15 protein-coding genes and 3 pseudogenes are annotated in these 19,638 nt (G+C 71.8%); 5 read left to right on the forward strand and 13 right to left on the reverse strand.

Annotation, left to right across the window (positions count from 1 at the left end; genetic code table 11):
* Positions 1 to 58: 58 nt before the first annotated feature.
* Positions 59 to 460 (reverse strand): hypothetical protein, encoded by a 402-nt coding sequence (locus tag ACGFYQ_RS25720; protein WP_393747697.1) that lies wholly within the window; start codon positions 458 to 460, stop codon positions 59 to 61.
* A 259-nt stretch (positions 461 to 719) separates the two neighbouring features.
* On the opposite strand from ACGFYQ_RS25720, the gene ACGFYQ_RS25725 reads away from it, so the two are divergent.
* Positions 720 to 1,274, forward strand: a complete 555-nt coding sequence (locus ACGFYQ_RS25725; RefSeq protein WP_393747699.1) for an EF-hand domain-containing protein — start codon at positions 720 to 722, stop codon at positions 1,272 to 1,274.
* 29 nt (positions 1,275 to 1,303) lie between these two features.
* Here ACGFYQ_RS25725 and ACGFYQ_RS25730 read toward each other — a convergent pair whose 3' ends face one another.
* The 3 genes and pseudogenes from ACGFYQ_RS25730 to ACGFYQ_RS25740 all read right to left on the reverse strand — a co-directional run.
* Positions 1,304 to 5,209 carry an ABC transporter ATP-binding protein gene (locus ACGFYQ_RS25730; RefSeq protein ID WP_393747701.1) on the reverse strand — a complete coding sequence of 1,302 codons (3,906 nt, stop codon included), beginning with the start codon at positions 5,207 to 5,209 and terminating at the stop codon, positions 1,304 to 1,306.
* A 73-nt stretch (positions 5,210 to 5,282) separates the two neighbouring features.
* The gene (locus ACGFYQ_RS25735) at positions 5,283 to 5,855 is read right to left on the reverse strand and encodes a hypothetical protein (protein ID WP_393747703.1); all 573 of its coding nucleotides are present in this window, start codon (positions 5,853 to 5,855) and stop codon (positions 5,283 to 5,285) included.
* A gap of 69 nt (positions 5,856 to 5,924) precedes the next feature.
* Positions 5,925 to 6,227, reverse strand: a pseudogene (locus ACGFYQ_RS25740) (UTRA domain-containing protein); the annotation flags it as partial.
* On the opposite strand from ACGFYQ_RS25740, the pseudogene ACGFYQ_RS25745 reads away from it, so the two are divergent.
* Positions 6,221 to 6,451 (forward strand): annotated as a pseudogene (locus ACGFYQ_RS25745) (helix-turn-helix domain-containing protein); the annotation flags it as partial. The pseudogenes ACGFYQ_RS25740 and ACGFYQ_RS25745 overlap by 7 nt on opposite strands.
* Before the next feature lie 42 nt (positions 6,452 to 6,493).
* Here ACGFYQ_RS25745 and ACGFYQ_RS25750 read toward each other — a convergent pair.
* The 5 genes from ACGFYQ_RS25750 to speB form a co-directional block, all read right to left on the reverse strand.
* The gene (locus ACGFYQ_RS25750; RefSeq protein WP_393747705.1) at positions 6,494 to 7,096 is read right to left on the reverse strand and encodes a hypothetical protein; all 603 of its coding nucleotides are present in this window, start codon (positions 7,094 to 7,096) and stop codon (positions 6,494 to 6,496) included.
* 46 nt (positions 7,097 to 7,142) lie between these two features.
* Positions 7,143 to 9,293 carry a hypothetical protein gene (locus ACGFYQ_RS25755; protein ID WP_393747707.1) on the reverse strand — a complete coding sequence of 717 codons (2,151 nt, stop codon included), beginning with the start codon at positions 9,291 to 9,293 and terminating at the stop codon, positions 7,143 to 7,145.
* A 7-nt stretch (positions 9,294 to 9,300) separates the two neighbouring features.
* Positions 9,301 to 9,735, reverse strand: coding sequence for a hypothetical protein (locus ACGFYQ_RS25760; protein WP_393747709.1), 435 nt, complete (start codon positions 9,733 to 9,735; stop codon positions 9,301 to 9,303).
* 62 nt (positions 9,736 to 9,797) lie between these two features.
* Entirely contained in the window at positions 9,798 to 11,480 is a 1,683-nt protein-coding gene (locus ACGFYQ_RS25765) for a thiamine pyrophosphate-binding protein (RefSeq protein ID WP_393747711.1), read from the reverse strand.
* Positions 11,481 to 11,507: 27 nt separating this feature from the next.
* Complete coding sequence (gene speB / locus ACGFYQ_RS25770) at positions 11,508 to 12,470, reverse strand: agmatinase (protein WP_362587276.1); 963 nt, start codon at positions 12,468 to 12,470, stop codon at positions 11,508 to 11,510.
* A gap of 127 nt (positions 12,471 to 12,597) precedes the next feature.
* Here speB and ACGFYQ_RS25775 point away from each other — a divergent pair, with 127 nt between their 5' ends.
* Positions 12,598 to 14,073, forward strand: coding sequence for a PucR family transcriptional regulator (locus ACGFYQ_RS25775; protein WP_393747713.1), 1,476 nt, complete (start codon positions 12,598 to 12,600; stop codon positions 14,071 to 14,073).
* Between the two features lie 105 nt (positions 14,074 to 14,178).
* Positions 14,179 to 15,336 (forward strand): acyl-CoA dehydrogenase family protein, encoded by a 1,158-nt coding sequence (locus ACGFYQ_RS25780; protein ID WP_393747715.1) that lies wholly within the window; start codon positions 14,179 to 14,181, stop codon positions 15,334 to 15,336.
* Here ACGFYQ_RS25780 and ACGFYQ_RS25785 read toward each other — a convergent pair.
* Positions 15,311 to 16,276 (reverse strand): annotated as a pseudogene (locus tag ACGFYQ_RS25785) (RNA-guided endonuclease InsQ/TnpB family protein); the annotation flags it as partial. The gene ACGFYQ_RS25780 and the pseudogene ACGFYQ_RS25785 overlap by 26 nt on opposite strands.
* Before the next feature lie 73 nt (positions 16,277 to 16,349).
* On the opposite strand from ACGFYQ_RS25785, the gene tesB reads away from it, so the two are divergent.
* Positions 16,350 to 17,228: an acyl-CoA thioesterase II gene (gene tesB, locus ACGFYQ_RS25790; protein ID WP_393747717.1), complete on the forward strand. Its 879-nt coding sequence runs from the start codon at positions 16,350 to 16,352 to the stop codon at positions 17,226 to 17,228.
* Between the two features lie 21 nt (positions 17,229 to 17,249).
* Here the strand turns inward: tesB and ACGFYQ_RS25795 are convergent, their stop codons facing one another.
* From ACGFYQ_RS25795 to ACGFYQ_RS25805, 3 genes are read right to left on the reverse strand one after another with little or no spacing between them, the layout of a single operon-like run.
* Positions 17,250 to 18,128: a DUF4253 domain-containing protein gene (locus tag ACGFYQ_RS25795; protein ID WP_393747719.1), complete on the reverse strand. Its 879-nt coding sequence runs from the start codon at positions 18,126 to 18,128 to the stop codon at positions 17,250 to 17,252.
* Between the two features lie 46 nt (positions 18,129 to 18,174).
* Positions 18,175 to 18,987, reverse strand: a complete 813-nt coding sequence (locus ACGFYQ_RS25800; RefSeq protein ID WP_393747721.1) for a phosphatase — start codon at positions 18,985 to 18,987, stop codon at positions 18,175 to 18,177.
* 56 nt (positions 18,988 to 19,043) lie between these two features.
* On the reverse strand, positions 19,044 to 19,625 hold the full coding sequence (locus tag ACGFYQ_RS25805) for a TetR/AcrR family transcriptional regulator (RefSeq protein WP_393747723.1): 582 nt from the start codon (positions 19,623 to 19,625) through the stop codon (positions 19,044 to 19,046).
* Positions 19,626 to 19,638: the final 13 nt, after the last annotated feature.

Consider the following 19,638-nt stretch of genomic DNA (forward strand, 5'->3'; position numbering starts at 1 on the left):
TCGCCGTGAACCTAGCGGGGTGAACGCGCCGCTGAACAGACCTAGTTGGGCCGGTCACTCAGCACAGGATCCAGCCGGAATCAGCGGATCCGGCCCCCACACTCCCCTTTACATACACACACCGGCCGATCGCACCCACGGTGACAGGCCCGGCATACCGGGTGAATCGCCCGATATCGCGGATCGGGGCCCCGCCGCGCGGCTGAATGCTCACCGCCATGTCCCGCCGCTCGCCGGGGACCCGGGCCACGGCCACGGCGCACGCCTGGGTGCGGCTCTTGTACACGCGCACCTCACCCGCGGCGATCGGCAGCGTCCTGGCGAGCCGGCCCGCGCAGCCGCCGGTGACGGCCGGCGCACTCCGCCCGATCACCGCCCCTGTCCGGGCGGGCGACGCCGCCTGCGCGGACGGCGCCGCGAACAGCCCCCCGACCGAGAGCCACAACGCCGCCGCGAACACCCCGAGGGGTACGGCCCACCGGCGGCACCCCCTCCACCCCTGCAACACCCTGTCCCCCACTCGGCCGTACGTACCACGTGCGTACGCACGTACGACGCCCAGTCCGCCCGGAAGGTTGCGGTCGGCAAGGGTCCGGGGCCCCTACCTCGTACGAGTGCATCCCCAACCCGGCAGCGGGAGAACGCGAGTTCGCGATCCCGCGGCCGATTACGCTAGGTAACCAAGAGGCCTCTCAACGTAGTCACGAAGGGCAATTGCCATGACGAACGACCTGCTCGACCGCAAGCTGGAGCGCGCCTTCACGCACTTCGACGCCGACGGGAGCGGTGTGATCGACGCCGACGACGTCATCGCTCTCGGCTCCCGCCTGCTGTCCGCCCTCGGGGAGCAGCCCGACTCCCGGAAGGCGGAGCTGGTGATGAGCAGCCTGGCCGACTTCTGGCAGGACCTCTTCACCGAGCTGGACACGAACCGGGACGGCAAGGTCACGCCCGCGGAGTACAAGGCGGGCATGACGCGCCTGTACGCACAGGGCGGGCCCGCCTACGACCGGTCGTTCCGGCCGATGGTGCAGGCGATCCTGACCGTCGTCGACAAGGACGACGACCAGCGCATCAGCCCCGAGGAGTTCCACAGGGCCCAGGAGGTCTTCAACCCGGAGCTGAGCCCCGCCGACGCCGAGGCACTGTTCCAGCGGATCGACAAGAACGGCGACGGCACGCTGACCGTGGACGAACTCCTCGACGCCGTACGCGAGTACTACATCGGCACCGACGAGGACGCCCCGGGCAACCTGCTCTTCGGCGAGCTCTGAGCCATCGGCGGGCACCGGCCCTTCGGCCGTCAGGCCGCGGCGCGCTCGTCCTCGCCGGCGAAGGTGCGCCACAGCTCGGCGTAGCGGCCCCCGCGCGCCAGGAGTTCGGTGTGCGTGCCGTCCTCCACGATCCGGCCGCGGTCCATCACCACGACCCGGTCGGCGCGGGCGGCGGTGGTCAGCCGGTGCGCCACCACCAGGGTGGTCCGCTTGCCCGCGAGCCGGTCGGTGGCCTGGTTGACCTGGGCCTCGGTGGCCAGGTCCAGGGCGGCGGTGGCCTCGTCGAGCAGCAGCACGTCCGGGTCGACGAGTTCGGCCCGGGCCAGCGCGATCAGCTGGCGCTGGCCGGCGGAGAGGTTGCGTCCGCGCTCGGCGACGGTGTGCAGGTAGCCGCCGTCGAGCGTGGCGATCATGTCGTGGGCGCCGACCGCGCGGGCGGCGGCCTCCACTTCGGCGTCGCTCGCCCGGGGCCGCCCGTAGGCGATGGCGTCACGGACGGTCCCGGGGAAGAGGTAGGACTCCTGGGGGACGACACCGAGGCGGTGGCGGTACGCCGTCAGGTCCAGCTCCCGCAGATCGGCGCCGTCGGCGGTGATCCGGCCGGAGGTCGGATCGTAGAACCGGGCCACCATCTTGACCAGCGTGGACTTGCCGGCTCCGGTCTCGCCGACGAAGGCGACGGTCTGGCCGGCGGGTATGCGCAGGCTTATTCCGGCCAGCGCCTCGGCTTCCTTCCCGCGCGGCTCCCCCCGCTCCTCGGCGGTGCCGTACTGGAAGCGGACGTCCTCGAAGGCGATCTCCCCGCTCAGCTCCGGGACCTCGCGGGGCCGCTCCGGGCGGGGGGTGGTGGTGGGCTCGCGCAGCAGGCCCTGGATGCGGCCGAGGGAGACGGTGGCCTGCTGGTAGCCGTCGAAGACCTGGGAGAGCTGCTGGACGGGGGCGAAGAACAGGTCGATGTAGAGCAGGTACGCGACCAGCGCGCCGGTGGTCAGGGTCCCGGCCTCGACCCGGCCCGCGCCGACGATCAGCACGGCGGCCGCGGCGCCCGAGGACAGCAGCTGGACGAAGGGGAAGTAGACGGATATCAGCCACTGGCCGCGGACCCGGGCCTCGCGGTACGAGTCGCTGCGCTCCGCGAAGCGGCGGGCGCCGGAGCCCTCGCGGCGGAAGGCCTGGACGATGCGGAGCCCGGCGACGGACTCCTGGAGGTCGGCGTTGACCAGGCTGACCCGGTCGCGGGCGAGCTCGTACGCGGCGACCGACTTGCGGCGGAAGACGACGGTGCCGATCACGAGCACCGGGAGGGTGGCGAAGACGATCAGCGCGAGCTCGACGTCGAGGACGAGGAGGGCGACCAGAATGCCGAAGAAGGTGAAGACGGAGACGACGGCGGTGACGAGGCCGGTCTGCAGGAAGCTGGACAGGGAGTCCACGTCGGTGGTCATCCGGGTCATGATCTTGCCGGTCAGCTCGCGCTCGTAGTAGTCGAGGCCGAGGCGCTGGAGCTGGGCGAAGATCTTGACGCGGAGCGCGTACAGCACGCGCTCGCCGGTGCGGCCCGTCATCCGGGTCTCGGCGAACTGCGCGGCCCACTGGGCGACGACGACCGCGAGGGCGAGGGCCGCGGCGGCCCAGACCGCGCCGAGGGCGGCCTTCTCCACGCCCTGATCGATGCCGTGCCGGATCAGGATCGGCAGGAGCAGACCGGAGCCCGCGTCGACGGCGACGAGGCCGAGGCTGACGGCGAGCGGCGCCCAGAACCCGCGGAGCAGGCGGCGCAGGCCGTAGCTCTCCTCGGCGGCCGCGGCGCGGTCCTCGTCCACGTCGGGCTCGTCGTCGGCGGGGGGCAGGGCCGCCACCTGGGCGAGCAGTTCGGGGGTGGCCGGCATTCCGGCGACGGCCCCGGCCATGGAGTGTCCGGCTCCGGGCGCGCCGCTCCCGGCGGCGGGGGCGGTCCCGGCCTTGTCTTCCCGGCGCCGCCAGAGCTCGGGGGTGATCCCGCCCGCGACCCGGCGCTTGGCGTTGACGGGCTCGGAGTCGATCTCGGCTTCGAGTTCGATGTCCCGCTCGATGTTCCGGTCGAGCTCGCTCTCGAACTCGGCCATGGCCGGGGCGTCCGGGGTCCGCGGCGAACCGGCGCCGAGCGCGTCGGGGTCGGTGAGGAGCCTGCGGTAGAGGGCGGAGCGGCGCTCCAGCTCCTCGTGCGTCCCGATGTCGGAGAGCCGCCCGTGGTCGAGTACGGCGATCCGTCCGGCCAGCGCGAGCGTGGAGCGGCGGTGGGCGATCAGCAGGGTGGTCCGGCCGGCCATGACGCCGCGCAGGGCCTCGTGGATCTCGTGCTCGACGCGGGCGTCCACGGCGGAGGTGGCGTCGTCGAGGAGGAGCAGCCGGGGGTCGGTGAGGATGGCCCGGGCGAGGGCGATGCGCTGGCGCTGGCCGCCGGAGAGGGTGAGCCCCTGCTCGCCGACCTTGGTGTCGTACCCGGCGGGCAGGGCCTCGATGAAGCCTTCGGCCTGGGCGGCGCGGGCGGCGGCGCGGATCTGCTCCTCGGTGGCCTCGGGGTGCCCGTAGGCGATGTTGGAGCGGATGGTGTCGGAGAAGAGGAAGGAGTCCTCGGGCACGAGCCCGATGGCGCCGCGCAAGGACGCGTACGTCAGCTCGCGCACGTCGTGCCCGCCGACGCGGACCGCGCCGTGGTCGGCGTCGTAGAAGCGCGGCAGCAGGAGCGAGACGGTGGACTTCCCGCTGCCGGAGGACCCGACCAGGGCGACGGTCTCCCCCTCCTCGACGGAGAGCGAGAACCCGTCGAGGACGGGCCGCTCGGGGTCGTAGCCGAAGCGGACGTCGTCGAACTCGACGGTGGCGGGCGCGTCGGCGGGCAGCTCGCGGTCGCCGTCCTGGATCACGGGCTCTGTGTCGATGAGCTCGAACACCCGCTCGACGCCGGCGCGGGCCTGCTGGCCGACGGTGAGCACCATGGCGAGCATGCGGACGGGGCCGACGAGCTGGGCGAGGTAGGTGGAGAAGGCGACGAAGGTGCCGAGGGTGACCTGCCCCCGGGTGGCCATCCAGCCGCCGAGGGCCAGCATGGCGACCTGCCCGAGGGCCGGGACGGCCTGGAGGGCGGGGGTGTAGCGGGAGTTGAGCCGGATGCTGCGCATCCGCCCGGCGAACAGCCGCCGTCCGGCGGCGCGCAGCTTGGAGGTCTCCTGCTCCTCCTGCCCGAAGCCCTTGACGACGCGGACGCCGGTCACGGCGCCGTCGACGACGGTCGCGACGGCGGCGGCCTGGCCCTGGGCGTACCAGGTGGCGGGGAAGAGCTTCTTGCGGCTGCGCTTGGCTATGAACCAGAGGGCGGGGGCCATCAGCAGCGCGACGAGGGTCAGCAGCGGGGACAGCGACAGCATGATGCCGAGGGATATCCCGAACAGCAGGAAGTTCCCGATGGTCATCGGCAGCATGAAGAGCAGGCCCTGGATGAGCTGGAGGTCGCTGGTGGCCCGCCCCACGACCTGCCCGGTGGACAGCTCGTCCTGCCGCCGCCCGTCGAGGCGGGCGATGCTGTCGTACATGTCGGTGCGCAGGTCGTGCTGGACGTCGAGGGCGAGCCGCCCGCCGTAGTACCTGCGGATGTAGGTCAGCACGTACACGAGCAGGGCCGCGCCTATGAGCATCGCGGCCCAGGGCCCCATGGGCTTGGTCCTGCCCCCGATGACGTCGTCGATGATCACCTTGGTGACCAGCGGCACGAGCGCCATGACGGCCATACCGGCCAGCGAGGACCCGAGCGCGAGCAGCACATTGACCTTGTACCGCCAGGTGTAGGCGGCCAGCCGCTTGCCCCAGCCCTGTTTCTCCCCAGCCGCCGTCACGTGATGCCTCCCCGTTCGTCCTGTCCTGCCGGAAGCGCCAACGCCCCGACCGGCGGATTTCATCCCACCGCAACAATTCGAACGTGTACGCAGGGCGCCTCCGGCGCACCCGGGGAGCGCCCGATCGGGGCGAGCCCTAGTCCTTCCAGGGGTCCTTCAGCGGCAGGGCGCCGAAGCCGCGGAACCGGGTGTCCAGGTCCTTCAGCTCGCCGAGGCCCTTGCCGATCTTCTCCCACCCCAGGGCCTCCACCTCCCGCGCCTCGTCCTCGGGCAGCGGGGAGGCGGCCAGCGAGGAGGCGGCCAGGACGCTCGCCATGCCGCTGCGGGTGTGCTCCAGCGCGCTCGCCCACACCTCCTGGCTCGGGGCGTCGGGGATCTTCGGGTACGCCTCGGCCTCGCGGAGCGCGCCGGACAGGTACTGGAAGTCGATGACCGCCCGGCCCTGCTCGTGCGCGCCCTGGGAGGAGCGGGCCTCGTCGACCATCTTGTTGTACCGCTCGGAGCCGCCCTGCCCGTACCAGAGGACGACCAGCGCGCCGATCGGTGTCGGCTCGGGCTTCGCGGTCGGCGTCGGCGTCGGCGTCGGGGAAGCACTCGGGGTCGGGCTGACGCTCGGGCTCGACGCTTCGGCTCCGGATCCACCCGAGCAGCCGGAGAGCAGGGCGGCACCGCCCATGGTCAGTACCAGTACTAAGGCGCGGGCCCGCATGGTTTCCCCCTGGGTCGACCGGCCGACCCTCGACCGGTCCTCCCCTACGGTGCCCTACCGCAGCCCTCGCTAGGCCTCGAAGTCGTACTCCAGGACGTAGGCGGAGGCGTCGAGGACCATCTCGTTGACCTCGACGACCCGCCCGTCGGCGGCGAAGGCGGTACGGGCGACCAGCACGACGGGGGTCCCGGCGGCCAGCCCGAGGCTCGCGGCCTCGTCGGGACCCGGCATCCGCGACCGGACCTCCTCGCGGAACCGGGCGGGCCCGACGCCGAGCTCCGCGAGGCGGGCGTAGATCCCGCCGGGCCCGGTGTCGGGCTCGGTGATGGGCGTGCCGGCCACGAGGACGGCATCGAGGTACGAACGGGCAAGCCGTGTACGACCGGCGGACCGAGCTCGGGATCTCGCAGACCGAGCTCGCGCGGCGGGCCGGGATGACGCAGCCGCAGGTGTCCAAGCTGGAGCTCGGGGGCACCGTGCCGACGGTCCCGCTGCTGGCACGGCTGGCGCGGGCCATGGAGTCCGAGCTGAACCTCAAGCTCGTCGGCGAGACGTCCACGGTCGTGTTCACCGCTCAGGAGCACGAGGCGGCCTGACCGCGCCAGAGGCCGACGCGGCTCGGGGGCCGCCCCCTTACCTCACGGGCTGGGCGCCGGCTTGACCACGGGGGCCTGCTCCAGGGGCTTGTTCTCGCAGCCGAGGGCTTCGGTGACGCGACGGGCCATGAGGTAGGTGAGGGTCATACGCCGGCCTTTGGTCGCCTGGTCCACGTCCGGCCGGGACGGGCTGAACCTGTACGTGGTGTCCGCTGTGAGCCACACCTTCTGCGACTGCGCCCCGAGCTCACCGGGCAGGTCGCACGGGACGAGCAGCGTCGAGCTGCTGCTTCGCGCTACACCGCGCGCACCGTTCAATTCGTAGGACACGTCGTTGGGGAAAGAGGGCAGTTCGGAGGTCCGAAGAAGCCACCCGGCCAGGAAGGTCACACCGGAGTCGCCCTGCTCTCCACCCACGCTGTATCCGCATGCGTTCGTGTAGAACGTGTCCCTCTTGGGCATCTTCGGCAGCGCGCGCTCCATCTTGTCCACCAAGACGCTCGTGCTGCCGTAGGCCTTCGTCGCGAAGTCCTCTTTCCCGAGGACCTCGCGCACCAGCGATTCCTCCTCCGAGGACGGGCTGATCCCGCAGGGGTCCGCGGACTTCGACGCGGAATCGTCCGAGGTGCACGATGCCAGGGTCACTACGCAGAGGAGCGCGAGCGCCGACCCTGCGAAAGCCTTCCGCACGTCAGGGCCGGAGGTGCGCACGGGCAGCCTCCCGCCCGCTCGTGTAGGCCTCGCCCGCTTCGTTCTGAGCGTGTTCGGCCTCCGGGTTGCCGTCCATCTGCCGCTGGTCCCTCCATGCGTCGAACAGCTTGTTGGTCCCGTCCATGCCCGCCGAGTAGTTGTCGCTGGACTCCTTCTTGCTCAGTTCCTCGGCCGCGTCCTTGACACCCTCGACCCAGTCGTACTTGGCCGCGTCCATCAGCGAGCCACCGATCGTGCTCACCACCGGGATCTCGCCGATGAGCCCGTTCACGCTCGCGGCCGTGTACTCGGCCGTACCCTCGGCCCACTTGACCTTGTCGTCTTCCTTGTCCTTGTAGACGTCGGCCCCGATGCCGTTGAGGGCTCCGGATGCCGCTCCGATGTCGTGCGCACGGTTGTCCCAGTCGATACTGGCATCGTGTGGAGATCCGGCCTTGAACGGCACGGCAGTCGCGAGCTGTTCCGCCGAATACGCCCGCTCCGCCTGGACCATCAGGCCGTAGGACGGGCCGTCGTCCGCGATGCCGCGCATCACACGGATCAGACTGCCCTGTCCGACCGCGATCTGGGCCTTGTCACCCGAGCCATAGATGGAGTCGCTGCCCGCGTGACCGCCCAGATCGGTGTTCTTACCGCCGAGGATCTCGTGGGTGTCGGCCACGTAGTCCACCAGTGCCCTCGCCATCGGCTCGCGCAGGCCCTCCAGGTCCTCCTTGAACTCGTCGCCCTTCATGCCGTCGTCGAGCAGCTGGATCGCGTTGTGCATCACCCGCGCCTGGCCCTCGGTGTGCGGCCCGGGCGGGCCGAGCTTCTCGCCGTCCGCGTGGCCCGTGGCCGCCGCCTGGATGGCCGCGCCCAGGCCTTCCGCCTTGTTCGGGTTCTCGAGGTCCATGTTGCCGTAGCCGCCCGAGAGCCACTCGGTCGGCCATTCGCGGTCGGTGAGCATGTAGTCGAGGTGGTCGTTCTTGTTGCCGGGTGCGGCGGGGTCGAGGAAGTACTCGGCCGAGGCCGGGTCCTTGGCCATGATGCCGAGGAGGCTGTCCAGCGGGTCGGGGACCAGGTTCGGGCGGGCCGCGTCGAAGGCGTGGTTGAAAACGTACGGCTTCGACTTCTCGGTCTCGATGATGCCGTTGCCGATGTCGTTGAGGAACTGCTTGCCGTAGCCGTCGCCGTTCCCCATGAGGGTCACGAGGGCCTGGTACCCGTGCATCGGCCGCGCGCCCTTGGCGAGGTTGTCGTCGCCCAGCTCCTTGAGCCCGTTGACGAAGGGCTTGTAGGCGTAGCTCTCCGGGTCCTTCGTACCCGAGGCGATCGTCCCCGCGAGACCGGAGTTGATCGACTCGTAGAGCTTCTTGTCGGCCGCCGACGCACCGCGGTCGTTGGACGCCAGGTTCATCTGGTCCGCGAGCAGCAGGGTGTCCTTGGCCCCCAGCGAGTTCAGGTACGCCTCGCTGAAGTGCTTGTCCCCGGAGTTCTGCTTCAGGACGTCGTTGTAGTGCCGCAGCTCCTCCGGGGAAGCCTTGCCGTCACGGATCTTCTGGGTGAGGGCCAGCGCCTCCACGGCCTCGACGTCGTTGACGGGCTTGGAGTTGAAGCCGAACATCGCGGTGCCGTCGGCTCCGGACGCGCTCAGCAGCGCGGTCTTGACGTCCGCGTCGAATTCCGTGACCGCCTTGACCGCGTCCGCGATCCGGCTGGTCCAGGACTGCTCGACGTTCCGCAGGTCGGGATCGTGGCGCACCGCGTTCGCGGTTCCCGGGTCGGCCTTGCTGTAGTCGTAGCTCGCGATGCCCGCGTCCGAGACCTTCATGCCGGCCTCGACCGCGTCCGCGACGGCCGATGTCACCCGGCCCTTGAGCTCCGTGAACCGGGCGAACGCGTCACGGAGCAGCGACTCCATGGCCAGCGCCTCGGTCTGGGCCGCGTCGAACTCACCGCGCGTGATGGAGGAGTTGGTGGCTGCCGTCGTCGCGCTGCTGCCCAGCCAGCCGTTGCCGGCGGAGACGCTCTGGACCTCCTTCTCGTACACGTCCTCCATGGTCTTGAACTGCGTCGCCATCGACTTCCAGCCCTCGGCCGCCGTGGTGAGCGCGGAGAGGTCCGTCTGCATGATCTCGTGATAACTCGGCATGTCTCCCCTACACTCCCGAGACCTTGGACTGCACAGGCCGGAAGCCCTGCCCCGTCAGCTGGTCGGTCCCGGTGAACAGGTTCGACGCCCCGCGCAGGGCCGTCTTCTCCGAGTTCAGCCGCGCCATCAGGCGCTTCACCTGGTCGTCCCACTGAGTGTGGGCCTTCGACAGGCCCACCGCCGTGTCCCAGCCGCTGAATGCCTTGACCGCGTTCGTGGTCGGTTCGTCGGCCGCGTCCGCGGCCTTCGTCGTGCCGGGCTGCAGGACGTTCTCGATGGTGTTGGCCGCCTTCTTCTTCTCGGGAGGGGCCGTGGCCAGCACCCCGTACCCAGCGGGCGCCGAGCCGCCTTGATCGGCGGGGACCTGGTTCAGTCTCATCTGTGGCGACGGGGCCTCGGCCGCGGCCTGCTTGTGTCCGGCCCACTCCTGCTCGAACGACACTGCTCCCCCTTGAACCCCGCCCGACGTGATCACGTCACCCTAGCGAGCCGCGGACGTGCCCCCTAAACGTGCGTCGGGGCGAACATCTTGAGGGCCGTGGGGAGGACCAGGACCGAGGGGCCCGGCTCCGAGAGGGACTTGGACAGGTCTTCGCGGAGGGATTCCGCGGTGGTGGTCGACGCCGGGACGCCGAAGGACTGAGCCAGGGCCACGAAGTCGGGGCGGGTGAGGTCCGTGGCCGTCGCGCGGCCGAAGGAGTCCGTCATGTACTCGCGCAGGATGCCGTAGCCGCCGTCGTCCACGATCAGCCAGGTGACGGCCAGGTCGTGCTGCTTCGCCGTGGCCAGGTCCGCGATCGAGTACATCGCGCCGCCGTCGCCCGAGACGGCCAGGACCGGCGTGCCCGGCTCCGCGACGGCCGCTCCGAGGGCCGCCGGGAAGGCGTAGCCCAGGCCGCCCGCGCCCTGGGCCGAGTGCATGGTGTTGGGGTGCTTCGCGTCGAAGGCCGACCACGCCCAGTAGGACAGGATCGTCATGTCCCAGAAGGACGGGGAGCGGGCCGGCAGGGCCGCGCGGATGGAGGTCAGGAGTTCCTGTTCCAGGGCGACGTCCTGACCGGACAGCCGGTCCGCGATGGCCGAAAGGACCATGCGGACGCGGTCCGGGGCGTACGGGTCCTCGCGCTCGGCCACCGTCTCCAGCAGGGCCTGGAGCCCCAGGCGGGCGTCGGCGTGGATGCCCAGGCCCGCGTGGTTGGACTCCAGCTTGCCGAGGTCCGCCTCGATCTGGATGACCCGGCCCTCGGGGAAGAACGTGTGGTAGTTCGAGGACAGTTCGCCGAGGCCGGAGCCGACGACGAGGAGGACGTCCGCGTCCTCCAGGAAGTCGGTCATGTGGCGGTCCTCCAGCCAGGACTGGAGGGACAGCGGGTGCGTCCAGGGGAAGGCGCCCTTGCCGCCGAAGGTGGTGACCACCGGCGCGTGGAGGCGTTCCGCCAGCTGCTTGAGCTTGCCCGCCGCGTCCGCGCGGATCACGCCGCCCCCCGCGATGATCACGGGGCGGGAGGCCCGCGACAGCCAGTGCGCCGCCAGCGCCGTCAGCTCCGGGCGCGGGGCGAGCTCGTGCGGGGTCGCGTCCATGCCCGTGACCTGTGGGATCAGGGTTTCCGACCGGAGGACGTCCTCGGGGATCTCGACCCAGACCGGCCCGTGCGGGGCCGTGAGCGCCGACTCCCAGGCCGCGGCGACCACCGACGGGATCTGGGAGGGGGTGCGGGCCACGTGGACCGACTTCACCACCTCCCGGAAGGAGGCGGACTGGTCGCGCAGCTCGTGCAGGTACCCCTGCCGGCCGCCGCCCAGGCCCGCCACGGGCACCTGGGAGGAGATGGCGATGACCGGCGAGGACGCGGCCGCCGCCTCCGCCAGCGCCGGCAGGGCCATCAGCGCCCCCGGGCCCGTCGACAGCAGCAGCGGCACGGCCTCGCCCGTGATGCGGCCGTACGCGTCGGCGGCGAAGCCCGCGTTGTTCTCCGTACGGAGGGTGATGAGGCGGAGGTCCGAGCGGCCGACCGCGTCGAAGACGGCCAGCGCGTGCTGCCCGGGCAGCCCGAATACGGTGGTCGCGCCGAGTGAGCGCAGCGTTTCCACGACCAGGTCCCCGCCCGTCCGCCCCGGCGGCGGTGCCAGGGCGGCGGCCGTCTGGGCCTCGGTGGGACGGAGTACCAGGTCGTGGTCGTGCGTCACGCTCTCAGTTGCCCTTCGCGTTCGCCGTCACTTGGCCTTCGCCGCCGCGATCTGACGGCTCATGATCGTGGTGAGCTCGTACGCGGTGTGCGAGGCCGCGACCGAGGTGATCTCAGCGTGATCGTACGCCGGGGCGACCTCGACGACGTCGGCGGAAACGAGGTTGCAGGAGGACAGACCGCGGATGATCTCCAGCAGCTCGCGGGAGGTCATGCCGCCCGCCTCGGGGGTGCCGGTGCCGGGCGCGTGCGCCGGGTCCAGCACGTCGATGTCGATGGAGATGTACAGCGGACGGTCGCCGATGCGCTGGCGCAGCTGGTCGGCCACCTCGTCGGCGCCGCGCCGGTAGACGTCGGCGGAGGTCACGATGCCGAAGCCCATCTTGGCGTCGTCGTCCAGGTCCTGCTTGCCGTACAGCGGGCCGCGCGTACCGACGTGGGAGAGCGCCTCGGTGTCGAGGATGCCCTCCTCGACGGCGCGGCGGAACGGGGTGCCGTGGGTGTACTCGGCGCCGAAGTAGGTGTCCCAGGTGTCCAGGTGCGCGTCGAAGTGGAGCAGCGCGACCGGTCCGTGCTTCTTGGCGACGGAACGGAGCAGCGGGAGGGCGATGGTGTGGTCGCCGCCGAGGGTCATCAGGCGGGAGCCGGCGCCGAGCAGCTCGTCGGCCGCGGCCTCGACCGTCTCGACGGCCTCGTTGATGTTGAAGGGGTTCACGGCGATGTCGCCGGCGTCCGCGACCTGCGCGAGGGCGAAGGGGGAGGCGTCCTGGGCCGGGTTGTACGGGCGCAGCAGGCGCGAAGCCTCGCGGATGGCGTTGCCGCCGAAGCGGGCGCCGGGGCGGTAGGAGACGCCGGAGTCGAAGGGCACGCCGACGACGGCGACGTCGGCGGAGCCGACCTCGTCGAGGCGCGGCAGCCGGGCGAAGGTCGCCGGGCCCGCGTAGCGCGGGATGCGGGAGGAGTCGACGGGTCCGCGCGGCTGCGTGCTCATGAGGGGTGCCCTTCTGAAGGTCCTGCTGGTTCCTGCTGGTGCGGTCCTTCGAGCGTAAGCCGGTGCCCGCGCAGCGGCGAAGTGTACGTTCTATCCATAGACCGTTCCCGATGTGTAGGGAGTATCCATGGAGGCCCCGCCCACCCCGCCGGTCCCCCTCGGCGCGCTGCTCCCCGACCGGGAGCTGGGCCTGCGCCACCTCGCGGGGCCCGCCGAGGCCGATGTGCACGGGGTGCACGCCTCCGAGATGGCGGACCCGTCCCCCTACCTGCTGGGCGGCGAGCTGCTCCTGACGGCGGGGGCGGCGCTCGGCGATGGCGAGGCGTACGTCGCGCGGCTCTCCGAGGCGGGGGTGGCGGCGCTCGGCTTCGGCGTGGCGCCCGTGCACGAGGCGGTGCCGCCGGGCCTCGCCGAGGCGTGCGACCGGTACGGGCTGCCGCTGCTGGAGGTCCCGCCGGGGACCCCCTTCACCGCGGTGGCCCGTACGGTCTGGCGGCTGATGGCGGAGGCCCGTACGCGGGAGCTGCGCCGGATCACCGAGGCCCAGCAGTCGCTCGCCGCCGCGGCCGCGAGGCCCGACCCGGTGCCGGCGGTCCTGTCCCGGCTCGCCGCGAGCCTGGGGGGCTGGGCGGCACTGATGCCCCCGGCGCCTGCGGACACCCCCGCCCGTCCGGAGGGGCAGGCGCCTGCGGAGGCCCCAGCCCCTGCGGACGCCCCGGCCGCCCCGGCGGAGCCCGCCTCGCCCCTGCGGGCCGCCGGGCCCGGACCCGGCGACGACGTCCTCGCCGCCGTGGCCGCACTGGCCCGCCGCGTGTCCCCCGGCTCCGCCATGACGGCCACCGACACCGTGGGCGGCACCCACCTGGCCGCCTATGCGATGAGCGGCCGCCAGGTGCTCGCGCTCGCCACCCCCTCCCGTACGCCGGGCGACCACACCATCGCCTCGGTGGCCGCGGTCCTGCTGACACTGCTCACCGCCGACCGCCCGGCCAGGGCAGAGGCGGCCGCCCTCACCCGGCTGCTCCTCGACGGCGACCCCGCCGCGGCGCTGGCCCCCGGGCCCTGGCACGTCGTGCACGCCCGCGGCTCCGGCGACCCGCGGGCCCTGGCGGCCGCGCTGGGCACCGTACTGCTGGACCCGCGCACGGACCCCGTACGGCTGCTCACCGACCGGGATCCGGCTCCGCAGCCCGGTTGGCGGCTGGGGGTGAGCGCCCCGGCCGCGCCGGCGGAACTGGCGACCGCGACGGCCCAGGCCGGGCGGGCCCTGGACCGCGCGGAGGCGGCCCGCACCCCGCTGGTCCGGCACACGCGCGGCGGTCTGGCCGCCCTCGTCGACCCCGCGGAGGCCCGCGCCCACGCCGAGTCCCTGCTCGCCCCGCTGAACCCGGCGCACCGCGAGACCCTCCGCGCCTGGCTCGCCCACCACGGCAGCTGGGACCGCACCGCGGCCGCCCTCGGGGTCCACCGCAACACGGTCCGCCAGCGCGTCGCCCGCTGCGCGGCGCTGCTCGGCACGGACCTCGACGACCCCGACACCCGGATGGAACTGTGGTTTGCGCTACGTGGCCTGGACAGCGGCGATAACTCGTCGGTAACTTAATCTGAGCAAGCGCTTAGACCTCAACCATCAATTGAGGAACCACGACGGCGCGCAACCACCTCCGCGAGAGCGGCGGCGGTTTAGCCGCAGAGAGGGAGGCCGGCCGTGCGCCGTACCGTATTCAACGAGGACCACGAGGCGTTCCGCGAGACCATCCGCGCCTTCATCGAGGCCGAGGTCGTCCCCGTCTACGACGAGTGGTTCCAGGCCGGCCAGGCGCCGCGCGACTTCTACTACAAGCTCGGCGAGCTGGGCGTCTTCGGCATCAACGTGCCCGAGGAGTTCGGCGGCGCCGGCCTGGACACCCACAAGTTCGAGGCCGTCCTCTACGAAGAGACCTCCCGCGCGGGCGTCAACTTCGGCGGCTCCGGTGTGCACGTGCTGCTCGCCCTGCCCTACATCAAGATGCTCGCCGACGACGAGCAGAAGAAGCGTTACCTCCCGAAGTTCGTCTCCGGTGAGGAGATGTGGGCCCTGGCGATGACCGAGCCGGGCACCGGCTCCGACGTCGCGGGCATGAAGACCACCGCCAAGCTCTCCGAGGACGGCACGCACTACGTCCTCAACGGCTCCAAGACCTTCATCACCGGCGGCGTCCACGCCGACCGCGTGATCGTCTGCGCCCGCACCTCCGCCCCGAGCGAGCAGGACCGCCGCTTCGGCATCTCCCTGTTCGCCGTGGACACCAAGTCCGCGGGCTACTCGATCGGCCGCAAGCTGGACAAGCTGGGCCTGCGCACCTCCGACACCGCCGAGCTGGCGTTCGTCGACGTGAAGGTCCCGGTCGAGGACCTGCTCGGCGAGGAGAACAAGGGCTTCTACTACCTCGGCGCCAACCTGCCCTCCGAGCGCTGGGGCATCGCCTTCGGCGCGTACGCGCAGGCCAAGGCCGCCATCCGGTTCGCCCAGCAGTACGTGACGGAGCGCACCGTCTTCGGCAAGCCGGTCGCGCACTTCCAGAACACCAAGTTCGAACTGGCCGCCTGTCAGGCCGAGGTGGACGCCGCCGAGGCGGTCGCCGACCGCGCCCTGGAGGCCCTGGACGCCGGTGAGCTGACGGCGGCCGAGGCCGCGTCCGCGAAGCTGTTCTGCACCGAGGTCGCGCACCGCGTGATCGACAAGTGCCTCCAGCTGCACGGCGGCTACGGCTACATGAACGAGTACCCGATCGCCCGCCTGTACGCCGACAACCGCGTGAACCGCATCTACGGCGGCACCAGCGAGGTCATGAAGTCCATCATCGCCAAGTCGATGGGCCTTTGACGTGCCCCATGGCCTGACGGCCGGGGGGGCCTCCCCCGGCTAGATGGCCAACTGGGTGGCTTCCTGCTTCTACGCGCTGTGCCGGGACTCTTGTCCTGGTCTCACCTGCGCTCCACGAGGCGTTTAGCCTGTCCGCCCGTCCGGCGGCCAGGGTGTTGATCGCTGCGTTCTCGTCACGGTCGCGCACGGCCCCGCACCCCTTGCATGTCCATTCACGGACATGGAGGGGTTTGGGGCCGTCCCGACGCCCGCAAGTCGAACAGACTTGGGAGGTCGGCTCAAAGCGGCCGATCTTCCCGAAGTACCGGCCATGCTTGACGGCCTTGTACTCCAGCATGCTCACAAACGCGGACCACCCTGCGTCGTGAACCGACTTCGCCAGCCGCGTGCGGCCGAGGGCATGTACAGCAAGGTCTTCCACATACATCGCTTGGTTGTCGCGAATGATCTGTGTGGACGTCTTGTGGAGCCAATCCCTACGCTGGTCGGCCACCCGGGCATGCTGCCGGGCCACTTTGATCCGGGCCTTGGACCGATTCCTCGATCCCTTCGCCTTCCGCGACAGCTCGCGCTGTAGGCGCTTGAGCTTCTTCTCCGCCCGACGTAGAAATCTGGGCGAAGAGATCTTGGTGCCGTCGGAGAACACGGCGAAGGTTGTGAGGCCAAGGTCGATGCCGATCTCGGCCTCGTTCTCGGCCAGCGGGTCAAGGCCGGTCTCCACGACAAAACTCGCGAAGTACCTCCCTGACGAATCCTTCGTGATCGTCAGGGAGGACGGCGCCATCGGTAGCGAACGGGACCACTTGACCTTGAGGTCACCGACCTTGGCCACGTACACCCGGCCGTTGCGCTTCACGCTGAAGGCATTGGTGTTGAGGCGAATGGACTGGCGGGTGTCCTTCTTCGACTTGAAGCGTGGCGGCCCGACCTTGCGACCTTTGGATGCGTTACGTCCACAGCCTGACCGGGCACCTCAGGCTAGATATTGGTGAGGACACTTACCCTTGCAGAATATGAACGAGGCACTGACGACGCTCCTCGATCTGCTCGACCTGGAGCAGATCGAGGAGAACATCTTCCGCGGTACCAGCCGGCCTTCGCTGGTACCGCGTGTCTTCGGCGGCCAGGTCGCGGCCCAGGCCCTCGTCGCGGCCGGCCGGACCGTCCCCGCGGACCGCACCGCGCACTCGCTGCACTCGTACTTCCTGCGCACCGGGGACACCGGCGCGCCCATCGTGTACTCGGTGGACCGGATCCGCGACGGGCGCTCCTTCACCACGCGCCGGGTCGTCGCCGTCCAGCACGGTCAGCCGATCTTCCACCTCTCCGCGTCGTTCCAGACGTACGAGGATGGCCTCGACCACCAGGTCGCGATGCCGTCGGCCCCGGACCCGGAGTCCCTGCCGACCGCGGCCGAGTCGCTGCCCGCGTACCGGGAGATCTTCCGCGACCCGGGCACGGTGGAGCGGCTGATCGAGACCCGGGAGGCGGTGGACCTCCGGTACGCCACGACCCCGCCCTGGGGCAGCATCGGCGAACCGGTGGAGCCGCGCTCACAGGTGTGGTTCCGCACGGCCGGCAAGCTGGACAGCGCCGATCCCCTGCTGCACACGTGCCTGGCCACGTACGTCTCCGACATGACGCTGCTGGACTCGGTGCTGCTCGCGCACGGGCGCGGCGGGTGGGCGGTCGGCGACGTGGTCGGCGCCTCGCTGGACCACGCGATGTGGTTCCACCGGCCGTTCCGCGCGGACGAGTGGCTGCTGTACGACCAGGAGTCCCCGTCGGCCGCGGCCGGCCGGGGCCTCGGCCAGGCCCGCATCTGGACCCAGGACGGCCGCCTGGCCGTCACCGTGATCCAGGAGGGCGTGGTCCGCGTCCCGCGCGGCTAGACCGTCCGGCGTCCGGGCGGCTCAGTCCCACCAGAAGCCCCAGTGGGTGCCGGCGACGACCGCCTCGTCCGTGTAGGCGCGAAGGGTGCCCGAGCCCTGCCAGATGTTGTCGGGCGAGAAGGCGAAGTGCTCCGCCGCGACGGGGAGCGAGCGCACGACCGTACGGGGCGGGGCCGCCACCGAGACGTGGAGTTCGTCGAAGCCGAGGGCGACGACCCGGGCGCCGAAGCGGTCCTCCCAGGAGCGCAGGACCGTGCTGATGAGAGCGGTGTCGTTCTCGTGGTTGGTGGGCCCGCACCAGCCCATCGCGGTGGGTACGTCGGCCGGGCGGCCCGCGGCGACGAGGGCGAGCCGCGGGGCGGGCAGGGTGCCGTCCCCGATCAGCTCCTCCGCGAGAGCGCGGGCCGCCTCCTCGGGGTCCGGCCCGTCCTCCGCCGCGGCGCCCGGGTCCGCGAGGCCCGGCCAGTCCCGGCCGAAGGGGGCGATGAGCTCCTCGCCCTCCTCGCCTTCCTCGGGATCGGGGACCACCGCGTTCCAGAACTCCCGCAGGACCGGCTCGACATGGTGGTCGTCGGGGTCGGACATCCGCTCCGGCGCCAGCCCCTTGACCTCCCACCACCGTTCCAGGCCGCGCCGCTCCTGGAGCAGCACCGTCTGCAGCCCCGCGGCGGCCAGGGCGGGGCTGCCGCGGAACGCGGCGAACTCCCCGGCGCCCACGGGCCCGTCGGAGACCCACAGCAGTGGCTCCGGCCGCGCGCGGCGCGGGCGCCAGGTCCGCGCGGCCGGCCGGGAGACGAGCGTCCCGGGGGGCAACTCCAGCCCCAGGCAGCGCCCTTGGGGATCGTCGGCCAGCACGGACAGCGGGTGGTGCGCCTGCGGCGACTTCGGCGGTGTCGGCATGGGAGCGACCGTAGCCGCGGCCACTGACAACGCCCCCGGCCAGGCCTCAGCCGTCCAGCAGACCCGCCGCGTCCAGCAGGTACGCCACCATCGGGTCGTAGTGGCGCGGGTCGCGGACGTGGTCGTCCAGCGGGATCGCCACCTGGAGGGTGCCCTCGGCCTCGCCGAGGAAGAGCGCCGGGTCGTTGCAGTCGGCGTAGCCCACCGCGTCCAGGCCCCGCTGGGCCGCGCAGCCCGCCCAGCCGTGGTCGGCGACGACCAGGTCCGGCTGCGGGCGGCCCGCCGCCGTGAGCCCGTCCAGGATCGCGGCCATCGGCTCCGGCGAATGGGTGTGCCACAGGGTCGCGCCCCGCTCCAGCACGGCCACGTCCGCGAACTGCCACACCGACCCCTCGTCGGCCGTCAGGCCGGCGGGGATGACCACGATCTCGCACCCGGCCGCCCGCAGGGCCGCCGCCGTGACGCGGTGGACGTCCAGCAGCCCGCCCGGGTGGCCGGTGGCGAGCAGCACGCTCTGCCGGTCCAGTGCCGCCTTGCGCAGCCGCGCCGCCAGCCGGTCCAGGCCGGCCACCGTGAGCTCCGGGTCGATGGTGTCCTGGCCGAAGCGGACCTCCGGGTCGTCCACGACCCCGCACCGCTCCGCCATCACCGCGAGCACGTCCTGCTCGTCGGCCCAGCGGTCGCCCAGCTCCAGGCCGAGCCAGTAGTGCCGGTCGCCGTTGGCGAGCTTGCGGTAGTGGGAGAGGTTGTTCTCGCGCGGGGTGGCGACCTGCCCCGCGATCCGGGTGCGGACCAGGTGGTCGACGAGTTCTGCGCGGCTGGGTACGGGCGTCTCTATCGGCTTCGGCATACGGGCCATTCTGCCGCCGCCCAGGCGGAGCCGTCCCGTCCATCCCGACCCGCGGACGCGCCGGCTCACGCCGACAGCGCCCCGAACGCCCCGTGCGCGAGCCGCCGGAGCAGCGACTCCGTGGCCTCCCGCCCCAGGGCCGCCAGGTGCGGGGTGGAGTTCAGCAGGCCGAAGACCGCGTGCACGGAGACCCGTACCTCCGCCTCGGCCACCTCCGGGTGCAGTGCCCGTACGACGTCCACCCAGAGCTCCACGTACTGCCGCTGCAGCTGCCGGACGAGCTTGCGGTCGGTGTCCCGCAGCCGGTCGAGCTCCCGGTCGTGCAGGGTGATCAGCGCCCGGTCGTCGAGCGCGAAGTCGATGTGCCCGTCGATGAGGGAGGACAGGACCAGGGCGGAATCGCCCGCCGCCTCCTCCACCCGGCGCCGGCCGCCGGTCAGCAGCCGCTCGCTGATGCCGACCAGCAGCTCGGCGAGCATCGCGTCCTTGCCCGCGAAGTGCCGGTAGAGGCCGGGGCCGCTGATGCCCACCGCGGCCCCTATCTCGTCGACGCCGACGCCGTGGAACCCACGCGCGGCGAAGAGGCGGGCGGCCTCACTGAGGATCTGCTCGCGACGGGTCGGGGCGGCGGCCGCTCTGGTGCTCATGGGAAACCATTCT

It is taken from the genome of Streptomyces sp. NPDC048258, from assembly GCF_043201995.1.
Classification (GTDB): Bacteria; Actinomycetota; Actinomycetes; order Streptomycetales; family Streptomycetaceae; genus Streptomyces.

Bases quoted from the DNA above. Each gene is read 5' to 3' on its own strand.
- ACGFYQ_RS25725 (WP_393747699.1), top strand. From the start codon at position 720: ATGACGAACGACCTGCTCGACCGCAAGCTGGAGCGCGCCTTCACGCAC.
- ACGFYQ_RS25730 (WP_393747701.1), bottom strand. From the start codon at position 5,209: ATGAAATCCGCCGGTCGGGGCGTTGGCGCTTCCGGCAGGACAGGACGA.
- ACGFYQ_RS25735 (WP_393747703.1), bottom strand. From the start codon at position 5,855: ATGCGGGCCCGCGCCTTAGTACTGGTACTGACCATGGGCGGTGCCGCC.
- ACGFYQ_RS25755 (WP_393747707.1), bottom strand. From the start codon at position 9,293: ATGCCGAGTTATCACGAGATCATGCAGACGGACCTCTCCGCGCTCACC.
- speB (WP_362587276.1), bottom strand. From the start codon at position 12,470: ATGAGCACGCAGCCGCGCGGACCCGTCGACTCCTCCCGCATCCCGCGC.
- ACGFYQ_RS25775 (WP_393747713.1), top strand. From the start codon at position 12,598: ATGGAGGCCCCGCCCACCCCGCCGGTCCCCCTCGGCGCGCTGCTCCCC.
- tesB (WP_393747717.1), top strand. From the start codon at position 16,350: ATGAACGAGGCACTGACGACGCTCCTCGATCTGCTCGACCTGGAGCAG.
- ACGFYQ_RS25795 (WP_393747719.1), bottom strand. From the start codon at position 18,128: ATGCCGACACCGCCGAAGTCGCCGCAGGCGCACCACCCGCTGTCCGTG.
- ACGFYQ_RS25800 (WP_393747721.1), bottom strand. From the start codon at position 18,987: ATGGCCCGTATGCCGAAGCCGATAGAGACGCCCGTACCCAGCCGCGCA.
- ACGFYQ_RS25805 (WP_393747723.1), bottom strand. From the start codon at position 19,625: ATGAGCACCAGAGCGGCCGCCGCCCCGACCCGTCGCGAGCAGATCCTC.